Annotated in this window: 19 protein-coding genes; 14 read left to right on the forward strand and 5 right to left on the reverse strand. The window is 53.1% G+C overall.

What is annotated here, in order from left to right:
- Positions 1-19 precede the first annotated feature (19 nt).
- The 5 genes from lhgO to csiR all read left to right on the forward strand — a co-directional run bounded on the left by lhgO (position 20) and on the right by csiR (position 6,305).
- Entirely contained in the window at positions 20-1,288 is a 1,269-nt protein-coding gene (lhgO, locus tag J4645_RS10305; protein ID WP_023136556.1) for an L-2-hydroxyglutarate oxidase, read from the forward strand.
- Positions 1,289-1,309: 21 nt separating this feature from the next.
- On the forward strand, positions 1,310-2,758 hold the full coding sequence (gabD, locus tag J4645_RS10310) for an NADP-dependent succinate-semialdehyde dehydrogenase (protein ID WP_023136555.1): 1,449 nt from the start codon (positions 1,310-1,312) through the stop codon (positions 2,756-2,758).
- A 14-nt stretch (positions 2,759-2,772) separates the two neighbouring features.
- On the forward strand, positions 2,773-4,056 hold the full coding sequence (gene gabT / locus J4645_RS10315) for a 4-aminobutyrate--2-oxoglutarate transaminase (protein WP_023214629.1): 1,284 nt from the start codon (positions 2,773-2,775) through the stop codon (positions 4,054-4,056).
- A 129-nt stretch (positions 4,057-4,185) separates the two neighbouring features.
- Positions 4,186-5,586 carry a GABA permease gene (gabP, locus tag J4645_RS10320; RefSeq protein WP_000531288.1) on the forward strand — a complete coding sequence of 467 codons (1,401 nt, stop codon included), beginning with the start codon at positions 4,186-4,188 and terminating at the stop codon, positions 5,584-5,586.
- Positions 5,587-5,627: 41 nt separating this feature from the next.
- Entirely contained in the window at positions 5,628-6,305 is a 678-nt protein-coding gene (gene csiR / locus J4645_RS10325; RefSeq protein WP_000126152.1) for a DNA-binding transcriptional regulator CsiR, read from the forward strand.
- A gap of 21 nt (positions 6,306-6,326) precedes the next feature.
- Here csiR and lysM read toward each other — a convergent pair whose 3' ends face one another.
- Together lysM and J4645_RS10335 are read right to left on the reverse strand one after the other, a co-directional pair.
- The gene (gene lysM / locus J4645_RS10330; protein ID WP_060634079.1) at positions 6,327-6,776 is read right to left on the reverse strand and encodes a peptidoglycan-binding protein LysM; all 450 of its coding nucleotides are present in this window, start codon (positions 6,774-6,776) and stop codon (positions 6,327-6,329) included.
- A gap of 99 nt (positions 6,777-6,875) precedes the next feature.
- The gene (locus J4645_RS10335) at positions 6,876-7,034 is read right to left on the reverse strand and encodes a YqaE/Pmp3 family membrane protein (RefSeq protein WP_000508175.1); all 159 of its coding nucleotides are present in this window, start codon (positions 7,032-7,034) and stop codon (positions 6,876-6,878) included.
- Between the two features lie 182 nt (positions 7,035-7,216).
- Here J4645_RS10335 and J4645_RS10340 point away from each other — a divergent pair, with 182 nt between their 5' ends.
- The 3 genes from J4645_RS10340 to J4645_RS10350 all read left to right on the forward strand — a co-directional run bounded on the left by J4645_RS10340 (position 7,217) and on the right by J4645_RS10350 (position 8,311).
- Positions 7,217-7,516, forward strand: a complete 300-nt coding sequence (locus tag J4645_RS10340) for a metalloregulator ArsR/SmtB family transcription factor (RefSeq protein WP_023214628.1) — start codon at positions 7,217-7,219, stop codon at positions 7,514-7,516.
- A gap of 9 nt (positions 7,517-7,525) precedes the next feature.
- Positions 7,526-8,053 (forward strand): rhodanese family protein, encoded by a 528-nt coding sequence (locus J4645_RS10345; protein WP_000022011.1) that lies wholly within the window; start codon positions 7,526-7,528, stop codon positions 8,051-8,053.
- Between the two features lie 78 nt (positions 8,054-8,131).
- Positions 8,132-8,311, forward strand: coding sequence for a hypothetical protein (locus tag J4645_RS10350; RefSeq protein ID WP_000494935.1), 180 nt, complete (start codon positions 8,132-8,134; stop codon positions 8,309-8,311).
- An 89-nt stretch (positions 8,312-8,400) separates the two neighbouring features.
- Here the strand turns inward: J4645_RS10350 and stpA are convergent, their stop codons facing one another.
- Entirely contained in the window at positions 8,401-8,802 is a 402-nt protein-coding gene (gene stpA / locus J4645_RS10355; protein ID WP_001051100.1) for a DNA-binding protein StpA, read from the reverse strand.
- An 899-nt stretch (positions 8,803-9,701) separates the two neighbouring features.
- Here stpA and alaE point away from each other — a divergent pair.
- Positions 9,702-10,151, forward strand: coding sequence for an L-alanine exporter AlaE (gene alaE / locus J4645_RS10360; protein WP_000492669.1), 450 nt, complete (start codon positions 9,702-9,704; stop codon positions 10,149-10,151).
- 34 nt (positions 10,152-10,185) lie between these two features.
- Here alaE and J4645_RS10365 read toward each other — a convergent pair whose 3' ends face one another.
- Positions 10,186-10,536: a DUF2002 family protein gene (locus J4645_RS10365; protein ID WP_000281304.1), complete on the reverse strand. Its 351-nt coding sequence runs from the start codon at positions 10,534-10,536 to the stop codon at positions 10,186-10,188.
- A gap of 161 nt (positions 10,537-10,697) precedes the next feature.
- Here J4645_RS10365 and J4645_RS10370 point away from each other — a divergent pair, with 161 nt between their 5' ends.
- On the forward strand, positions 10,698-11,024 hold the full coding sequence (locus J4645_RS10370; protein WP_001549924.1) for a DUF883 domain-containing protein: 327 nt from the start codon (positions 10,698-10,700) through the stop codon (positions 11,022-11,024).
- 83 nt (positions 11,025-11,107) lie between these two features.
- On the opposite strand, the gene J4645_RS10375 is transcribed toward J4645_RS10370, so the two are convergent.
- On the reverse strand, positions 11,108-12,442 hold the full coding sequence (locus tag J4645_RS10375; RefSeq protein ID WP_001138473.1) for a PLP-dependent aminotransferase family protein: 1,335 nt from the start codon (positions 12,440-12,442) through the stop codon (positions 11,108-11,110).
- Between the two features lie 88 nt (positions 12,443-12,530).
- On the opposite strand from J4645_RS10375, the gene J4645_RS10380 reads away from it, so the two are divergent.
- The 4 genes from J4645_RS10380 to nrdE all read left to right on the forward strand — a co-directional run bounded on the left by J4645_RS10380 (position 12,531) and on the right by nrdE (position 16,003).
- Complete coding sequence (locus J4645_RS10380; protein WP_000209808.1) at positions 12,531-12,962, forward strand: carboxymuconolactone decarboxylase family protein; 432 nt, start codon at positions 12,531-12,533, stop codon at positions 12,960-12,962.
- Between the two features lie 271 nt (positions 12,963-13,233).
- Entirely contained in the window at positions 13,234-13,479 is a 246-nt protein-coding gene (nrdH, locus tag J4645_RS10385) for a glutaredoxin-like protein NrdH (RefSeq protein ID WP_000028870.1), read from the forward strand.
- A complete protein-coding gene (gene nrdI / locus J4645_RS10390; protein WP_001275402.1) occupies positions 13,476-13,886 on the forward strand; it encodes a class Ib ribonucleoside-diphosphate reductase assembly flavoprotein NrdI in 411 nt (136 codons plus the stop codon). The genes nrdH and nrdI overlap by 4 nt, the downstream gene beginning before the upstream one ends.
- Positions 13,859-16,003, forward strand: coding sequence for a class 1b ribonucleoside-diphosphate reductase subunit alpha (nrdE, locus tag J4645_RS10395; protein ID WP_024147061.1), 2,145 nt, complete (start codon positions 13,859-13,861; stop codon positions 16,001-16,003). Before nrdI ends, nrdE begins: the two co-directional genes overlap by 28 nt.
- Positions 16,004-16,011 lie beyond the last annotated feature (8 nt).

Genomic DNA, 16,011 nt, shown 5'->3' on the forward strand with positions numbered 1-16,011 from the left:
CGGCGAAGGAATTACGCGGATGTATGATTTTGTGATTATCGGCGGCGGCATTATCGGCATGTCGACCGCCATGCAACTTATTGATGTCTACCCGGATGCGCGCATCGCGTTGCTGGAAAAAGAGTCCGCGCCAGCTTGCCACCAGACCGGGCATAACAGCGGCGTGATCCATGCCGGGGTGTACTACACGCCCGGCAGCCTCAAAGCGCAGTTTTGTCTGGCAGGCAATCAGGCGACCAAAACCTTTTGCGATCAAAACAACATCCGCTACGACACCTGCGGCAAAATGTTGGTCGCCACCTCGGAGCTGGAAATGGCGCGGATGCGCGCGCTATGGGAGCGGACGGCGGCCAACGGCTTAGAGCGCGAGTGGTTAAGCGCGGCGGAGCTGCGTGAACGCGAACCCAATATCATTGGCCTGGGCGGGATTTTTGTCCCTTCCAGCGGGATTGTCAGCTATCGCGATGTCGCGACGGCCATGGCGAACCGCTTTCAGGCCAAAGGCGGCGAGATCATCTACCATGCCGAGGTCAGCGCGCTAACAGAACATGCCGCTGGCGTTGTCATTCGCACCTCGCAAGGTCGGGAAATCGAAACCGCTACGCTTATCGGCTGTGCAGGACTGATGGCGGATCGGCTGGTCAAAATGCTGGGCGTGGAGCCCGGTTTTATTATCTGCCCTTTCCGCGGCGAGTACTTTCGTCTGGCCCCGCGACACAACCGGATCGTTAACCATTTGATCTACCCGATCCCCGATCCGGCAATGCCTTTTCTCGGCGTCCATCTTACCCGCATGATCGACGGCAGCGTTACGGTCGGGCCGAATGCGGTGCTGGCGCTTAAACGCGAAGGCTACCGTAAGCGCGACGTTTCCTTCACCGACACCCTGGAGATTTTCCGCTCCGCCGGCATTCGCCGCGTACTGCAAAACCATCTGCTTTCCGGACTGGGCGAGATGAAAAACTCGCTGTGCAAAAGCGGCTATTTGCGGCGAGTACAAAAGTATTGCCCCAGCCTGACCGTCAACGATCTCCAGCCCTGGCCGGCAGGCGTGCGGGCGCAGGCGGTTTCGCCGGACGGCAAACTGATTGATGATTTTCTGTTTGTCACGACGCCGCGTTCCATTCACACCTGTAACGCCCCCTCCCCGGCGGCGACATCCGCGATACCTATCGGCGCGCATATCGTCAGCAAAGTTCAGGCGCTACGCGCAAGCCAGAGCAACCCCGGACGTGCGCTGCGTGCGGCACGCAGCGTGGACGCATTACACGCCGCATTTACCCGTTAACCCTTCAGACAGGAAGCAATTATGCAACTTAACGACTCTACCCTGTTCCGCCAGCAGGCCTTTATCGATGGCGACTGGCGCGACGCGCGCGGCGGCGATGTCATCCCCGTGAGCAACCCCGCCAACGGGAAACCGATCGGCAATGTGCCCAAAATGGGGGCGGAAGAGACTCGCGACGCCATCAATGCCGCCAATCGCGCCCTGCCCGCCTGGCGCGCGCTCACCGCCAAAGAGCGAGCCAATATCCTGCGTCGCTGGTTCAATCTGATGATGGAAAATCAGGACGATTTGGCGCGTCTGATGACGCTGGAACAGGGCAAACCGCTGGCGGAAGCGAAAGGCGAAATTAGCTACGCCGCCTCGTTTATTGAATGGTTCGCCGAAGAGGGGAAACGTATCTATGGCGACACGATTCCAGGTCATCAGGCCGATAAACGGCTGCTGGTGATTAAGCAGCCCATCGGCGTCACCGCCGCGATTACCCCGTGGAACTTTCCCTCGGCAATGATCACCCGTAAAGCCGGCCCCGCGCTGGCCGCAGGCTGCACAATGGTACTCAAACCCGCCAGCCAGACGCCGTTTTCCGCGCTAGCGCTGGCGGAACTGGCCCGGCGCGCCGGAATTCCCGCAGGCGTATTTAACGTCGTTACCGGTTCGGCAGGCGATATCGGCGGCGAGCTGACCAGCAACCCGCTGGTACGCAAACTGTCGTTTACCGGCTCGACGGAGATTGGCCGCCAGCTAATGGAACAATGCGCCAAAGACATTAAAAAAGTGTCGCTGGAGTTGGGCGGCAATGCGCCGTTTATCGTCTTTGACGATGCCGATCTGGATAAAGCCGTCGAAGGCGCGCTGGCTTCGAAGTTTCGCAACGCCGGGCAGACCTGTGTCTGCGCCAATAGATTGTATGTACAGGACGGCGTTTACGATCGTTTTGCGGAAAAACTCAACCAGGCGGTAAATAAGCTCGCGGTCGGCGACGGCCTGCAAGCCGACGTTGCTATCGGGCCGCTGATTGATGAAAAAGCCGTGGCGAAAGTCCAGGAGCATATCGCCGATGCGCTGGAAAAAGGCGCCCGCGTCATTACGGGTGGTGAAGCGCACAAATTGGGCGGCAACTTCTTTCAACCGACCATTCTGGCGGATGTTCCTGATAACGCGAAAGTCGCCAAAGAAGAGACATTCGGGCCGCTCGCGCCTCTGTTCCGCTTCAGCGACGAGGCGGATGTCATCAGGCAGGCTAACGATACCGAGTTCGGCCTGGCAGCCTATTTTTATGCACGCGATTTAAGCCGCGTTTTCCGCGTCGGCGAAGCGCTGGAATACGGCATCGTCGGTATTAATACCGGCATTATCTCCAACGAAGTCGCGCCTTTCGGCGGTATTAAGGCCTCCGGATTAGGCCGTGAAGGTTCCAAATACGGCATCGAAGATTATTTAGAAATCAAATATATGTGCATCGGCCTTTAACAGGAGAGTCGCTAATGAATACCAATCACGCTTTAATGCAGCGCCGTCATAACGCCGTTCCTCGCGGCGTGGGCCAGATTCACCCGATTTTCGCCGAGCGGGCGGAAAATTGTCGGGTCTGGGATGTCGAAGGCCGTGAGTATCTCGATTTCGCGGGCGGCATTGCCGTCCTGAACACCGGTCATTTACATCCGGGCATTGTTTCAGCGGTGGAAGCGCAGCTGAAGAAATTGTCGCATACCTGTTTTCAGGTGCTGGCCTATGAACCGTATCTGGCGTTGTGCGAACGCATGAACCAGAAGGTACCAGGCGATTTCGCCAAAAAAACGTTGCTGGTCACGACCGGTTCAGAAGCGGTTGAAAACGCGGTGAAAATCGCCCGCGCGGCGACAAAACGCAGCGGCGCTATCGCGTTTAGCGGCGCTTACCACGGTCGTACCCACTACACGCTCTCTCTGACCGGGAAAGTACACCCGTACTCTGCTGGTATGGGATTGATGCCAGGCCATGTCTACCGCGCGCTTTATCCTTGCCCGCTACACAACATCAGCGACGACGACGCGATCGCCAGCATTGAACGCATCTTTAAAAATGATGCCGCGCCGGAAGATATCGCCGCCATTATTATTGAGCCGGTACAGGGCGAAGGCGGATTTTACGCCGCCTCTCCCGCGTTTATGCAGCGACTGCGCGCGCTATGCGACCAACACGGCATTATGTTGATTGCCGACGAAGTGCAAAGCGGCGCGGGCCGGACCGGTACGCTGTTCGCCATGGAACAGATGGGCGTTGCGGCAGATATTACCACGTTTGCGAAATCGATCGCCGGCGGCTTTCCGCTGGCAGGCGTTACCGGTCGGGCAGACGTGATGGACGCTATCGCGCCGGGCGGTCTGGGCGGCACCTATGCCGGAAACCCGATTGCCTGCGCCGCCGCGCTGGCGGTACTGGACATTTTCGAGCAGGAAAATCTACTGCAAAAGGCGAATACGCTTGGCAACACGCTGCGCGATGGCCTGATGGAGATAGCGGAAACGCACCGTGAGATTGGCGACGTGCGCGGACTGGGCGCCATGATCGCCATTGAGTTGTTCGAAAATGGCGACCCCGGCAAACCGAACGCGGCTCTGACCGCCGACATTGTGACCCGCGCCCGCGAGAAAGGGTTAATTCTGCTCTCCTGCGGTCCTTACTACAACATCTTGCGCATCCTCGTTCCACTCACTATTGAGGCCTCGCAGATTCGGCAAGGCCTGGAGATTATCGCCCAGTGCTTTGATGAGGCGAAACAAGCGTAATGTCCAATAAGCAGCGTCGGATGGCGACGTAACTGTCTTATCCGGCCTACAAAACCGTTTCGATTGTAGGCCGAATTAAGCCAGGCGCCATCCGGTAAACGAGCGCAATAACAATAAAGAGGTTTTAGGATGGGGCAATTGTCAGAATCACATGCATTAGGGGGCGGGCTGAAATCACGCCACGTCACCATGTTATCGATCGCCGGCGTCATCGGCGCCAGCCTGTTTGTCGGCTCCAGCGTGGCGATTGCGGAGGCCGGCCCTGCGGTACTGCTGGCCTATCTGTTCGCAGGACTTTTAGTCGTCATGATTATGCGAATGCTGGCTGAAATGGCCGTCGCCACGCCGGATACCGGTTCTTTTTCCACCTATGCGGATAAAGCGATCGGCCCCTGGGCCGGGTATACCATCGGCTGGTTATACTGGTGGTTTTGGGTGCTGGTTATTCCGCTGGAGGCCAATATTGCCGCCATTATTCTGAATTCATGGATACCGGGTATTCCGGTGTGGCTATTTTCATTAGTGATTACGCTTGCCTTAACCGGAAGCAATTTATTGAGCGTCAAAAATTACGGCGAATTCGAATTCTGGCTGGCGCTATGTAAAGTGATTGCTATCCTGGCGTTTATCGCGCTGGGCGCGACGGCGATTAGCGGTTTTTATCCATATGCCGAGGTAAGCGGTATCTCCCGGCTATGGGATCACGGCGGTTTTATGCCTAACGGCTTCGGCGCGGTGTTAAGCGCCATGTTGATCACCATGTTCTCTTTTATGGGCGCGGAAATCGTCACTATTGCTGCCGCGGAATCCGATACGCCGGATAAACATATCGTACGCGCCACCAATTCTGTTATCTGGCGAATTTCCATCTTTTACCTGTGTTCCATTTTTGTGGTGGTGGCGCTGATCCCGTGGAATATGCCGGGTCTGAAAAGTGTAGGTTCGTACCGTTCGGTACTGGAGCTGCTTCATATTCCGCACGCAAAATTCATTATGGACTGCGTGATTTTGTTGTCGGTGACCAGTTGTCTGAACTCCGCATTATATACCGCCTCCCGGATGCTCTATTCCCTTAGTCGCCGCGGCGATGCGCCTGCGATAATGGGAAAAACTAACCGTAGCAAAACGCCCTGGGTGGCGGTTCTCCTCTCTACCGGCGCGGCCTTTTTAACCGTTGTCGTCAATTATTACGCCCCGGCAAAAGTGTTTAAATTTCTTATCGACAGTTCTGGCGCCATCGCGCTGCTGGTCTATCTGGTGATTGCGATTTCGCAATTGCGGATGCGTAAAATTCTGCTGGCGCAGGGCGGAGAAATTAAGTTGAAAATGTGGCTTTATCCGTGGCTCACCTGGCTGGTTATCGGCTTTATCTGCTTTGTTCTGGTGGTGATGCTATTTCGACCGGCACAGCAATTAGAAGTCATTTCGACGGGGCTGTTAGGGCTGGGCATAATAGGTACTGTCCCCATTATGTCTCGCTGGAAAAAACTGATAAGGTGGCAAAAAGCCCCCCTGCAAAACCTACGTTAGTTATTCCCGGCGTCAGCCGGGAAGCTTCTCAGGAGTAAAAGATGACCGCCCTTTCCCAACCGACGGCCATAGATGGCTATCGCTGGCTTAAAAATGACATTATTCGCGGCACTTATCAGCCGGATGAGAAACTGCGGATGAGTTTATTAACCGCCCGCTATGCGCTCGGCGTAGGGCCGCTGCGCGAGGCGCTGTCACAACTGGTGGCGGAACGGCTGGTCACCGTGGTGAATCAAAAAGGCTATCGCGTGGCATCCATGTCAGAGGCGGAACTCCTCGATATTTTTGACGCGCGCGCCAATATGGAAGCGATGCTGGTACGCCTGGCGATTGAACGCGGCGATGATGCGTGGGAGGCGGAGATCCTGGCGCGAGCGCATATGCTCAGTAAACTGGAAGCCAGCGATGCCAGTGAACATATGCTCGATGAATGGGACCAGCGCCACCAGGCGTTCCATTCCGCCATTGTCGCCGGGTGCGGCTCCCACTATCTGCTACAGATGCGTGAACGCTTATTTGACCTGGCGGCCCGCTACCGCTTTATTTGGTTACGTGAAACCGTTCTGTCCGTCGAGATGCTGGAAGATAAACATATTCAGCATCACACGCTAACCGAAGCGATACTGGCGCGCGAGGCGGCACGCGCCAGCGAATTAATGCGTCAGCATTTGCTGACGCCGATTCCCATTATTCGCCAGGCGATGGCAGGAAAAATGTAGCCTGGCGCGGCCTGATAGCCATTATTCTTCAGGAATACGCAACACTTGTCCCGGATATATTTTTTCCGGGCTTTTCAGCATCGGTTTATTTGCCTCGAAGATTTTATTATACAGATTGGCGTTACCATACACTTGCTTTGAAATAGCGCTCAGGGTGTCGCCTGATTTTACGGTATAAAACTGACTTTCAGCCGCTGGCGTCGTGGTTTTAACCTGATCGTCAACGCTGCTAATCCCGGCGATATTCCCCACGGCAACCAGAATTTTTTCTTTTGCCTCCTGACTCAGCCCATTACCCGTCACTGTCGCTTTTCCATCCGCAATTTGCACATTCACTTTGTCAGCGTCGGGTATTCCCGTTTTATTTAAATGTTCCTGGACTTTTTTCGCCTGATCGTCCTTATCATGATTAGCGGTTACCGCGTCCCAGAGTTTTTCACCTGCATCTTTTACAAAATTGAAAAGTCCCATATTCACCTCGCTTGTCAAAAATACACACAAAGAAAAGTGTAGCAGAGGGAATGAGGTTATCCTGATAAGCGGCGCTTATGCGCCGCCGGTGGCCGGTAATTAATGACGCATCTGAACCCAAAATGCGTGGATAAGCCCCGGAATATATCCGAGTAATGTCAGCAGGATATTAAGGATAAATGCCCAACCGAACCCTTTTCCTAAAAGTACGCCGAGCGGAGGCAAAATAATCGTAAATACAATTCTCCAGAAACCCATATACACTCCATACAAGCAAAATTAGTCATTGTTTAAAAAGAGATTTTATCTCTAAGCATAGTCAGTTTACCTGAGCCTGCCAGTCGCGCGCCGCGCTTTTACCCTCCTTTACGCTCTTTACGCTGGCATTAGGTTGACGTTTATTTTAGAATTAACTAAATTTAGAAAATGCTTAAATAACTATGACAGAGCTTGAACAACTTCAGTCCAGCGCAGAACAGGCGGCGGCCCTGCTCAAAGCGATGAGCCACCCAAAAAGATTACTGATTTTATGTATGCTTTGCGGTTCGCCAAAAACCAGCGCAGGCGAACTGGCGCGCATTACCGGGCTAAGCCCCTCCGCGACATCGCAACATCTGGCGCGGATGCGGGAAGAAGGGCTGATTGATAGTCAACGCGATGCCCAGCGCATTCACTATTTCATTAAAAATAAGGCGGTTAATACGATTATCGCCACGTTAAAGAATCTCTATTGTCCATAAGGAGGCACGATGTCCATTGGGATAGTTTCCCCCCGTGAGGCGCAAGCGCTGATAGCGCAAGGCGCGAAACTGATTGATGTGCGCGACGCCGATGAATATCTGCGCGAGCATATTCCACATGCGCAACTGGCGCCGCTCTCCCGGCTTGAACAGGGCGATTTGCCCGCCAACCTGCGAGCGGAACAGATTATTTTTCACTGTCAGTCAGGTAAACGAACCAGCAGCAATGCAGCAAAACTACAGGCCATTGCCGCCCCTGCTCAGGTCAGTCTACTGGAAGGCGGTATCGACGGATGGAAAGCGGCAGGATTGCCCGTCACAGAAGACAAATCGCAACCGTTGCCACTGATGCGTCAGGTGCAAATCGCCGCCGGCGGGTTGACGTTGCTTGGGGTGATTCTGGGCTATACGGTCCACGGCGGCTTTTTCCTCATTAGCGGTTTTGTCGGGGCCGGGTTAATGCTGGCAGGCATGACCGGCTTCTGCGGAATGGCGCGACTACTGGAAAAAATGCCCTGGAATACCCGTACTCATTAAGCGGTACCTTCACCACGCGTCGGTAAGTGTGTAGTAGACTGAAGGCGGGTTTATAGCATTGTTCAACAGGAGGGCGTGATGTTCACACCAGGCGATTTTGTACAGCCCCGAATGGGGGGGCCGAAACTGAAAGTGATTGAAGTCAACGAGGATCATATTGTCGCGGTACAGGCCAGCAATGAGCAGGGCGAAAAATTGATCCTCAAAGCGGAAGATGTCACCCCCTATTGCGAAGAGGGCGATTTTGGCGTGTGCTGATTTATCAGAATGAGCATGGCGCAACGTTCCCTGAGTCCCGGTTAATAGAGACAGGAAACGAAGCGCCATCCGTTAAAGGTTATCCGTGATTAGATTAAGAAATCATCCAGAGATTTCCCCGCCGCCAGCGCCTGGGCAATCGGTTTAGGCGTACGACCTTGTCCGGTCCAGGTTTTTTCTTCGCCATTGAAATCAGTAAAACGATATTTTGCCGGACGCGGCTGGCGCTTTTTAGCAGAACGCGGCATTGCTGAATCCATGGCAAATAACTCTTCCGGGTTAATACCGTCTGCTTTCATCAGCTCCAGAAAGGCATTAATTTTCTCCTGCTTCTCGGCAAGCTGGCGTTGCTGCAATTCTTCTTCTTCGCGTCTTTCTTTAGTGACAACCCTGAATTTTTCGAGCATTTCTTCAAGAACGTCAATGGAGAATTCGCGAGCCATAGCACGCAGCGTGCGGATATTATTTAAGTTCTGTAACATCAAATTCATATCAATAAAAACCTTTTAACGCAGAAAACAAAAAACTATTACAGGCGGTATTGTATGCGATTATTGATTATATTTCCAGATCCTAAAGTTCATACAGATATACTCAGTATAACTCCATTAATTCTATTAATCTGTTAACCAGAAGGTTATATTCATTACCCCCTGTGTATTTCAGGTTATTCTGCCTACGGTATATCTGTAGGTTTCCCGTTCAGCTGTTTATACCCTTCATACTTCAAGTTGCTTATGTGTTGGCTACGGATTACCCGGCCCATCCATGGGCCTCGCCCTGACGGGCCGTCGCACGCGACGTTCAAATCTGCTCCCGGCAGATTTGCCGCTCACCCCAGTCACATCGTTATCTATGCTCCTGGTGACTCACTCTCTTGCCGCCTTTAAGCAATTCGAAATCCATAGAATATATAGCGTATTGCGTATCTCAGTAGCCACGGTGACCCTCACGGTGGCTGACCTTATACAGAAGTGAATATTTCAGCACAATAATAGATTAACCATTCAAAAATCATCATCAGAGCTTTATGCTAAAAATCAGCCTGCAATAGCTATAATTATGCTGAGAAAAGTAGAGCGCGTGCCGTTAGCCGAGAATACATCGCATCTGACAACATTTGGAATGTGGCTGAAAATCGCCAGAAAAACAATGCATTATAATGCATTGATTTAAAAGTAATTAATGACTAACAACAACGAAAATCTCGCCGCGAGCAAAAAACACACAATCGTAGAGTATTTTATCGACAAAAAGCCTATAAATAAAAATATTACACTAGTTGATAGTTATTATATAGGGATATACTCTATGCAAAGACAAAAGTGCTTTATGATTTCACTACCAACCATCACCTCATTCTGATCGATACGCTACAAGGAGCATTAACATGTTCTCTCCACAGTCACGCTTGCGTCATGCCGTAGCAGACACGTTTGCGATGGTTGTTTACTGTTCTGTTGTGAACATGTTGATCGAGATATTCCTCTCCGGAATGAGCTTTGAGCAGTCGCTTTCTTCCAGGCTGGTGGCGATACCTGTCAACATTTTGATTGCATGGCCATACGGCGTTTACCGCGATCTGATTATGCGCGTCGCGCGTAAGGCAAGCCCGGCGGGATGGGCCAAAAACCTGGCGGATGTATTGGCTTATGTCACCTTTCAGTCACCCGTTTATATTATCATCTTGCTGACCGTCGGCGCCGGCTGGCATCAGATAGTGGCCGCCGTGAGTTCAAACATTGTTGTTTCAATGTTAATGGGCGCGGTTTATGGCTACTTCCTGGATTATTGTCGTCGCCTGTTTAAAGTGAGCAGCTATCATCAGGCTAAGGCATAAGTTAACGTCGCGACTGGCATTGCCAGTCGCGCTTTTAGTCGCTTTTTTCGTCGCCAAAAAGCCCGTTCAGATAACGTTCTAACGCTATTCGGGAGCTAAAGCCGTGGGGAATACCGTAATGTTCGTGGGTCTCGCCGCCTAAATAGAGCGGAAAATTTTGGTAGTGATCGCAGGTTTTAATATCCGAAGCCGGGTCAGCCAGTGATGAGCTACGGTCTTTTAATCTGGGGTGAATGATCAGCGCGGTACGCCCCATACGCGCCTCGCGGTTAACATAAACATAATTCTCGCCGCGTCGATAACCATACGTCTTATTCGTCACCACATCGACGGTAAACCCTGCCTTTTCCAGTACCCGCGCCACCTCGTCAGGTCGTAAATACATATTTTATCCTCATTCTCTTTTACTGCGGGCTTACCTTACCCGATAGCGCGTTATCAACGCTTTCAGAAAAGTCCAGAAACGCATGATATCGCCGTAACAAGCCTCAGCAGGTAAAAATATGAACTACACTGAAAGCTACATCGAAATCAATGGAGGATCATATGCTTAAAAAACCGAACCGAAACGACGTCGATGATGGTGTTCAGGATATTCAGAATGATGTCAATCGATTAGCCGACAGTCTGGAAGATGTCCTTAAATCCTGGGGAAGCGATGCGAAAGACGAAGCCGAGGCTGCGCGACGTAAAGCACAGGCGTTGCTGAAAGAGACCCGGGCGCGGATGCAGGGTCGTACTCGCGTAAAACAAGCCGCCTGTGATGCGATGGGGTGCGCGGATACGTTTGTGCGTGAAAAACCCTGGTGTAGCGTAGGAACCGCCGCAGCGGTAGGGATTTTTATCGGGGCGCTGCTCAGCCTGCGTCGCTAACGACGTGCGCTGCCGGATGGCGACATACTTTATTGGGCCTGCATCATTGCCGCAGGCCCAGGTCGCGCCATTCGGCGAAACGGTTACTGTATCGCCTGTCGAAGCTGCCATGCGACCTGTTTCGCCATGCCAGCGGAAGTAATATTGGTAAACGACAGTAAAATGCCCCCCTTTCCTGACGAAACCACTCGCCAACGGCTTAGCGCCTGTACCGCCAGTCCGGCCTGATTCGCTTTCGCTACCTGCGCTTTATCATCGCCTTCAACCTCAATAACCAATTGAATACCGCCTTTCTGTAATGTCACGACAAATCCCTGTTCTGCCAGCGCCTCTTCAATCCATAACCGTCGCTGAGCATAATGTTGACGCATCTTTTTCAGATGCCGCCAGAAATGGCCATCACGGATAAAATCAGCCAGCGTGTGCTGCCATAACAACGGTACGCTACAGGGCATCAGCGACGCCTGCTGGCGGAAATGCTCAATCTGCTTTATCGGCACCACCAGCCAGGCGGTACGTAATGCCGGAAAGAGCGACTTACTGAACGTTCCGGCGTAAATCACTCGCTGCGGGGCATCCAGACTCTTGAGCGGCGGAAGTGGTTTACCGTGATAACGAAATTCGCTGTCGTAATCATCTTCAATAATCCAGGCCTGCACATTCGCCGCCCATGCCAGAAGTTGCCGTCGGCGAGTTAACGACAGCGCTACCCCCAAAGGACTTTGATGGGCGGGCGTCACCAATGCAAAGCGCCCCTGCGGGCAATCCCGCATCCCCGCCGCGACACTCAGCCCATCGGCATCGACCGGAATCGGCGCCAGCGTAATCCCCTCCTGCGTTATCACCGGGCGAATTAACGGAAAACCGGGATCTTCCACCCACATGCTGTCTCCCGGCACAGACAATGTACGCAGGATTAGCCGCATAGAATCCGCATATCCGGAGGTAATAAATACCTGTTCCGGCAGACATTCAATGCTACGTGAAACCCGCAGGTAATCGACTATCGCCTGGCGCAAAATCGCCTCGCCGCAGACGTCGCCTAATGCCAGATCGAAGCGCGTCTGCGTGCGCAACCGACGCCCCATCACTCGCGCCCACTTCTCGCGTGGAAAGAGATCCAGCGCCGGTAACCCCATCTGAAAGGGTTTCGGTTCCGGACTTTCTCCGGCAAAAACAGCGGGTATCGGCGGCGCCGTCTCAAACCGTAGAGCGTTGCTCACAAACGTGCCTGCCTGGCCACGTCGCTCCAGCCAGCCCTGCGCCACCAGCTCGCCATAGGCATTTTCCACCGTGGCGCGAGAAACGCCCAGTTCCTGCGCCCACGTCCGACTGGACGGCAAACGCGTTCCGGGCGCGAGTTCTCCTTGCTCAATGGCCGTTTTTAACTGACGAGCGATGTGCTGATAGCGCGGCATATGGTCTGCTTTTTCTGTAAAAATATGGCTCTCTTTTACAGACCATTATAGTGCTACAGTGCTCGTCATCAACACGAGGAGAAACATGATGACGACGTTACGCCAACCCTATTATGAACTGAGCCCGGAGGTTTACAGCGCTCTGGTGCAGGCGAAAAACGCGCTGGAAAAGAGCACGCTTGACCTCACTCTGATGGAGCTGATTTACCTGCGTGTTTCGCAAATAAATGGTTGTGCATTTTGCCTGGAGATGCACAGTAAAGCGCTGCGTAAGGCTGGCGTAAATCAAGCTAAATTAGATGCGCTGGCAGGATGGCGGGTAAGCCACCATTTCAGCGAGCAAGAGTGCGCGGCGTTAGCCTGGGCGGAATCGGTGACGCACATTGCTGAAACCCACGCCGAAGATAATGTTTACCTGCCGCTGCTCGATCATTTCAGCGCGCGTCAAATCAGCGATCTGACCTTCGCCATCGGTTTAATGAACTGCTTTAACCGTCTGGCGATCGGTATGCGAATGTGACGCATTGTTGCCGGATGGCGCTGATGTCAGCCAACTCTGTTATGCGTGAACCTGCAGGCCGGATCTGGCATTCACGCCGCCATCCGGCAAAAATTAGCCATGCCGCCCCTACCCCACTGCGTTCATCAGCGGCGTTAAAACCAATCGAAAATTCCCATATCTTGTATGGTTGAATCTTAATTCAACTACATCTAGTATTTCCTGTATCAACACCCGACAATCCGACGCGTTTCATCGCGCCGTTTTCTCATTTTAAATGGAAATACGAATCATGAGCATTACTATTTACACTCGCAATAACTGTGTTCAGTGCCACGCCACAAAGCGGGCGATGGAAAGCCGTGGATTTGAATTTGAGATGGTGAACGTCGATCTGGTGCCGGATGCAGCGGATACGCTCCGGGCGCAAGGATTTCGTCAATTACCGGTGGTGATGGCGGGCGATTTGAGCTGGTCTGGCTTCCGCCCGGACATGATTAACCGTCTGCACCCGACACCCCACGCGGCAAACGCATGAGCGCGCTCGTCTACTTCTCCAGCAGCTCTGAAAATACGCACCGTTTTATGCAGCGTCTGGGGCTGCCTGCCACGCGTATTCCGCTCAATGAACGGGAGCGAATTCAGGTAGACGAACCGTACATTCTGGTTGTGCCGTCATACGGCGGCGGCGGGATGGCCGGTGCGGTGCCGCGACAGGTGATCCGCTTTTTAAATGATGAACACAACCGGGCGCGCATTCGCGGCGTTATCGCCTCCGGTAATCGCAATTTCGGCGATGCCTGGGGATGCGCTGGCGATGTGATAGCACAAAAATGCGGCGTTCCCTGGCTGTACCGCTTTGAGCTCATGGGCACACAACGCGACATCGATAACGTCCGAAAAGGAGTAAATGAATTTTGGCAACAACTATCCCGGAGCGCGTAATGCAGGAAACCATGGATTACCACGCCCTGAACGCGATGCTGAATCTTTATGATAAAGCAGGCCATATTCAGTTCGACAAGGACCAGCAGGCGATCGACGCCTTCTTTGCCGCCCACGTCCGCCCGCATTCCGTGACGTTTGCCAGCCAGCATGAACGTCTGGAGACGCTGGTTCGGGAAGGGTATTACGATGACGCTGTCCTCGCGCGTTACGACCGCGCCTTCGTCCTCCGCCTGTTCGAGCACGCCCACGCCAGCGGCTTTCGCTTCCAGACGTTTCTTGGCGCCTGGAAGTTCTATACCAGTTACACGCTGAAAACCTTCGACGGCAAACGTTATCTGGAACACTTTGAAGATCGGGTGACAATGGTGGCGTTGACGCTGGCGCAGGGTGACGAAACGCTGGCCACCCAACTGACCGATGAAATGCTTTCTGGTCGCTTTCAGCCCGCTACCCCGACTTTTTTAAATTGCGGTAAACAGCAGCGTGGGGAACTGGTCTCCTGCTTCCTGCTCCGTATCGAAGACAATATGGAGTCGATCGGGCGAGCGGTGAATTCGGCGCTGCAACTCTCCAAACGCGGCGGCGGCGTCGCGTTTTTACTCTCCAATCTGCGCGAGGCGGGCGCGCCGATCAAACGCATTGAGAATCAGTCTTCCGGCGTGATCCCGGTGATGAAAATGCTGGAAGACGCGTTTTCGTATGCCAACCAGCTTGGCGCGCGCCAGGGGGCCGGCGCGGTTTATCTCCATGCGCACCACCCGGATATTCTGCGTTTTCTGGATACCAAACGAGAAAACGCTGACGAAAAAATCCGGATCAAAACGCTCTCTCTCGGCGTGGTGATCCCGGATATCACCTTCCGGCTGGCGAAAGAAAACGTGCAAATGGCGCTCTTTTCGCCCTATGACATACAACGACGCTACGGCAAACCGTTTGGCGATATCGCCATTAGCGAACGGTACGATGAATTAATTGCCGATCCACACGTGCGTAAAACCTATATTAACGCCCGTGACTTTTTTCAAACACTGGCGGAGATTCAGTTCGAATCCGGGTATCCCTACATCATGTTTGAAGATACGGTAAACCGCGCGAATCCCATTGCTGGTCGCATTAATATGAGCAATCTGTGCTCGGAAATTTTACAGGTCAATAGCGCCTCCCGTTACGACGATAACCTTGACTATACCCACATCGGGCATGACATCTCCTGCAATCTCGGCTCGCTGAATATCGCTCACGTCATGGATTCACCGGACATTGGTCGTACCGTAGAAACCGCTATTCGCGGCCTGACGGCGGTGTCGGACATGAGCCATATACGCAGCGTGCCCTCAATAGCCGCCGGTAATGCCGCCTCTCATGCCATCGGTCTGGGCCAGATGAATCTGCATGGCTATCTGGCGAGAGAAGGCATTGCCTACGGTTCGCCGGAGGCGTTGGATTTCACCAATCTCTATTTTTACACCATTACCTGGCATGCCGTGCATACTTCAATGCGGCTGGCCCGCGAACGCGGCAAAACCTTCGCCGGATTTGCGCAGTCGCGCTATGCCAGCGGCGACTATTTTACGCAGTATTTACAGGACGACTGGCAACCGAAAACGGCGAAAGTCAGGGCGCTATTTGCCCGCAGCGGCATTACGCTGCCCACACGAGAAATGTGGCTAAAGCTGCGCGACGATGTGATGCGCTATGGCATCTATAACCAAAATTTGCAGGCGGTGCCGCCGACCGGTTCGATTTCTTACATTAATCATGCGACTTCCAGCATTCATCCGATTGTGGCCAAAATTGAGATTCGCAAAGAGGGCAAAACCGGGCGTGTGTATTACCCCGCGCCGTTTATGACCAATGAAAATCTGGACATGTATCAGGATGCCTACGATATCGGTCCGGAAAAAATTATTGATACCTATGCCGAGGCCACGCGCCACGTCGATCAAGGACTGTCGCTCACCCTGTTTTTCCCCGATACCGCCACGACCCGCGATATCAACAAAGCGCAGATCTATGCCTGGCGAAAAGGTATTAAGTCACTGTATTACATCCGGCTTCGCCAGTTGGCGCTGGAAGGTACTGAAATTGAAGGCTGCGTATCCTGCGCGCTATAAGGAAAGCC

The organism is Salmonella sp. 32082101201600294FB01SM01 (genome assembly GCF_017572865.1).
GTDB classification, from domain to species: domain Bacteria; phylum Pseudomonadota; class Gammaproteobacteria; order Enterobacterales; family Enterobacteriaceae; genus Salmonella; species Salmonella enterica.

What these genes read in the sequence shown, in the direction of transcription:
- J4645_RS10335 (WP_000508175.1), bottom strand. Translation starts at nt 7,034, where the DNA reads ATGGGTTTCTGGAGAATTGTATTTACGATTATTTTGCCTCCGCTCGGC.
- gabP (WP_000531288.1), top strand. Translation starts at nt 4,186, where the DNA reads ATGGGGCAATTGTCAGAATCACATGCATTAGGGGGCGGGCTGAAATCA.
- J4645_RS10365 (WP_000281304.1), bottom strand. Translation starts at nt 10,536, where the DNA reads ATGTATTTACGACCTGACGAGGTGGCGCGGGTACTGGAAAAGGCAGGG.
- gabD (WP_023136555.1), top strand. Translation starts at nt 1,310, where the DNA reads ATGCAACTTAACGACTCTACCCTGTTCCGCCAGCAGGCCTTTATCGAT.
- gabT (WP_023214629.1), top strand. Translation starts at nt 2,773, where the DNA reads ATGAATACCAATCACGCTTTAATGCAGCGCCGTCATAACGCCGTTCCT.
- alaE (WP_000492669.1), top strand. Translation starts at nt 9,702, where the DNA reads ATGTTCTCTCCACAGTCACGCTTGCGTCATGCCGTAGCAGACACGTTT.
- J4645_RS10375 (WP_001138473.1), bottom strand. Translation starts at nt 12,442, where the DNA reads ATGCCGCGCTATCAGCACATCGCTCGTCAGTTAAAAACGGCCATTGAG.
- J4645_RS10340 (WP_023214628.1), top strand. Translation starts at nt 7,217, where the DNA reads ATGACAGAGCTTGAACAACTTCAGTCCAGCGCAGAACAGGCGGCGGCC.
- nrdH (WP_000028870.1), top strand. Translation starts at nt 13,234, where the DNA reads ATGAGCATTACTATTTACACTCGCAATAACTGTGTTCAGTGCCACGCC.
- stpA (WP_001051100.1), bottom strand. Translation starts at nt 8,802, where the DNA reads ATGAATTTGATGTTACAGAACTTAAATAATATCCGCACGCTGCGTGCT.
- lhgO (WP_023136556.1), top strand. Translation starts at nt 20, where the DNA reads ATGTATGATTTTGTGATTATCGGCGGCGGCATTATCGGCATGTCGACC.
- J4645_RS10380 (WP_000209808.1), top strand. Translation starts at nt 12,531, where the DNA reads ATGACGACGTTACGCCAACCCTATTATGAACTGAGCCCGGAGGTTTAC.
- J4645_RS10345 (WP_000022011.1), top strand. Translation starts at nt 7,526, where the DNA reads ATGTCCATTGGGATAGTTTCCCCCCGTGAGGCGCAAGCGCTGATAGCG.
- csiR (WP_000126152.1), top strand. Translation starts at nt 5,628, where the DNA reads ATGACCGCCCTTTCCCAACCGACGGCCATAGATGGCTATCGCTGGCTT.
- J4645_RS10370 (WP_001549924.1), top strand. Translation starts at nt 10,698, where the DNA reads ATGCTTAAAAAACCGAACCGAAACGACGTCGATGATGGTGTTCAGGAT.
- lysM (WP_060634079.1), bottom strand. Translation starts at nt 6,776, where the DNA reads ATGGGACTTTTCAATTTTGTAAAAGATGCAGGTGAAAAACTCTGGGAC.
- nrdI (WP_001275402.1), top strand. Translation starts at nt 13,476, where the DNA reads ATGAGCGCGCTCGTCTACTTCTCCAGCAGCTCTGAAAATACGCACCGT.
- J4645_RS10350 (WP_000494935.1), top strand. Translation starts at nt 8,132, where the DNA reads ATGTTCACACCAGGCGATTTTGTACAGCCCCGAATGGGGGGGCCGAAA.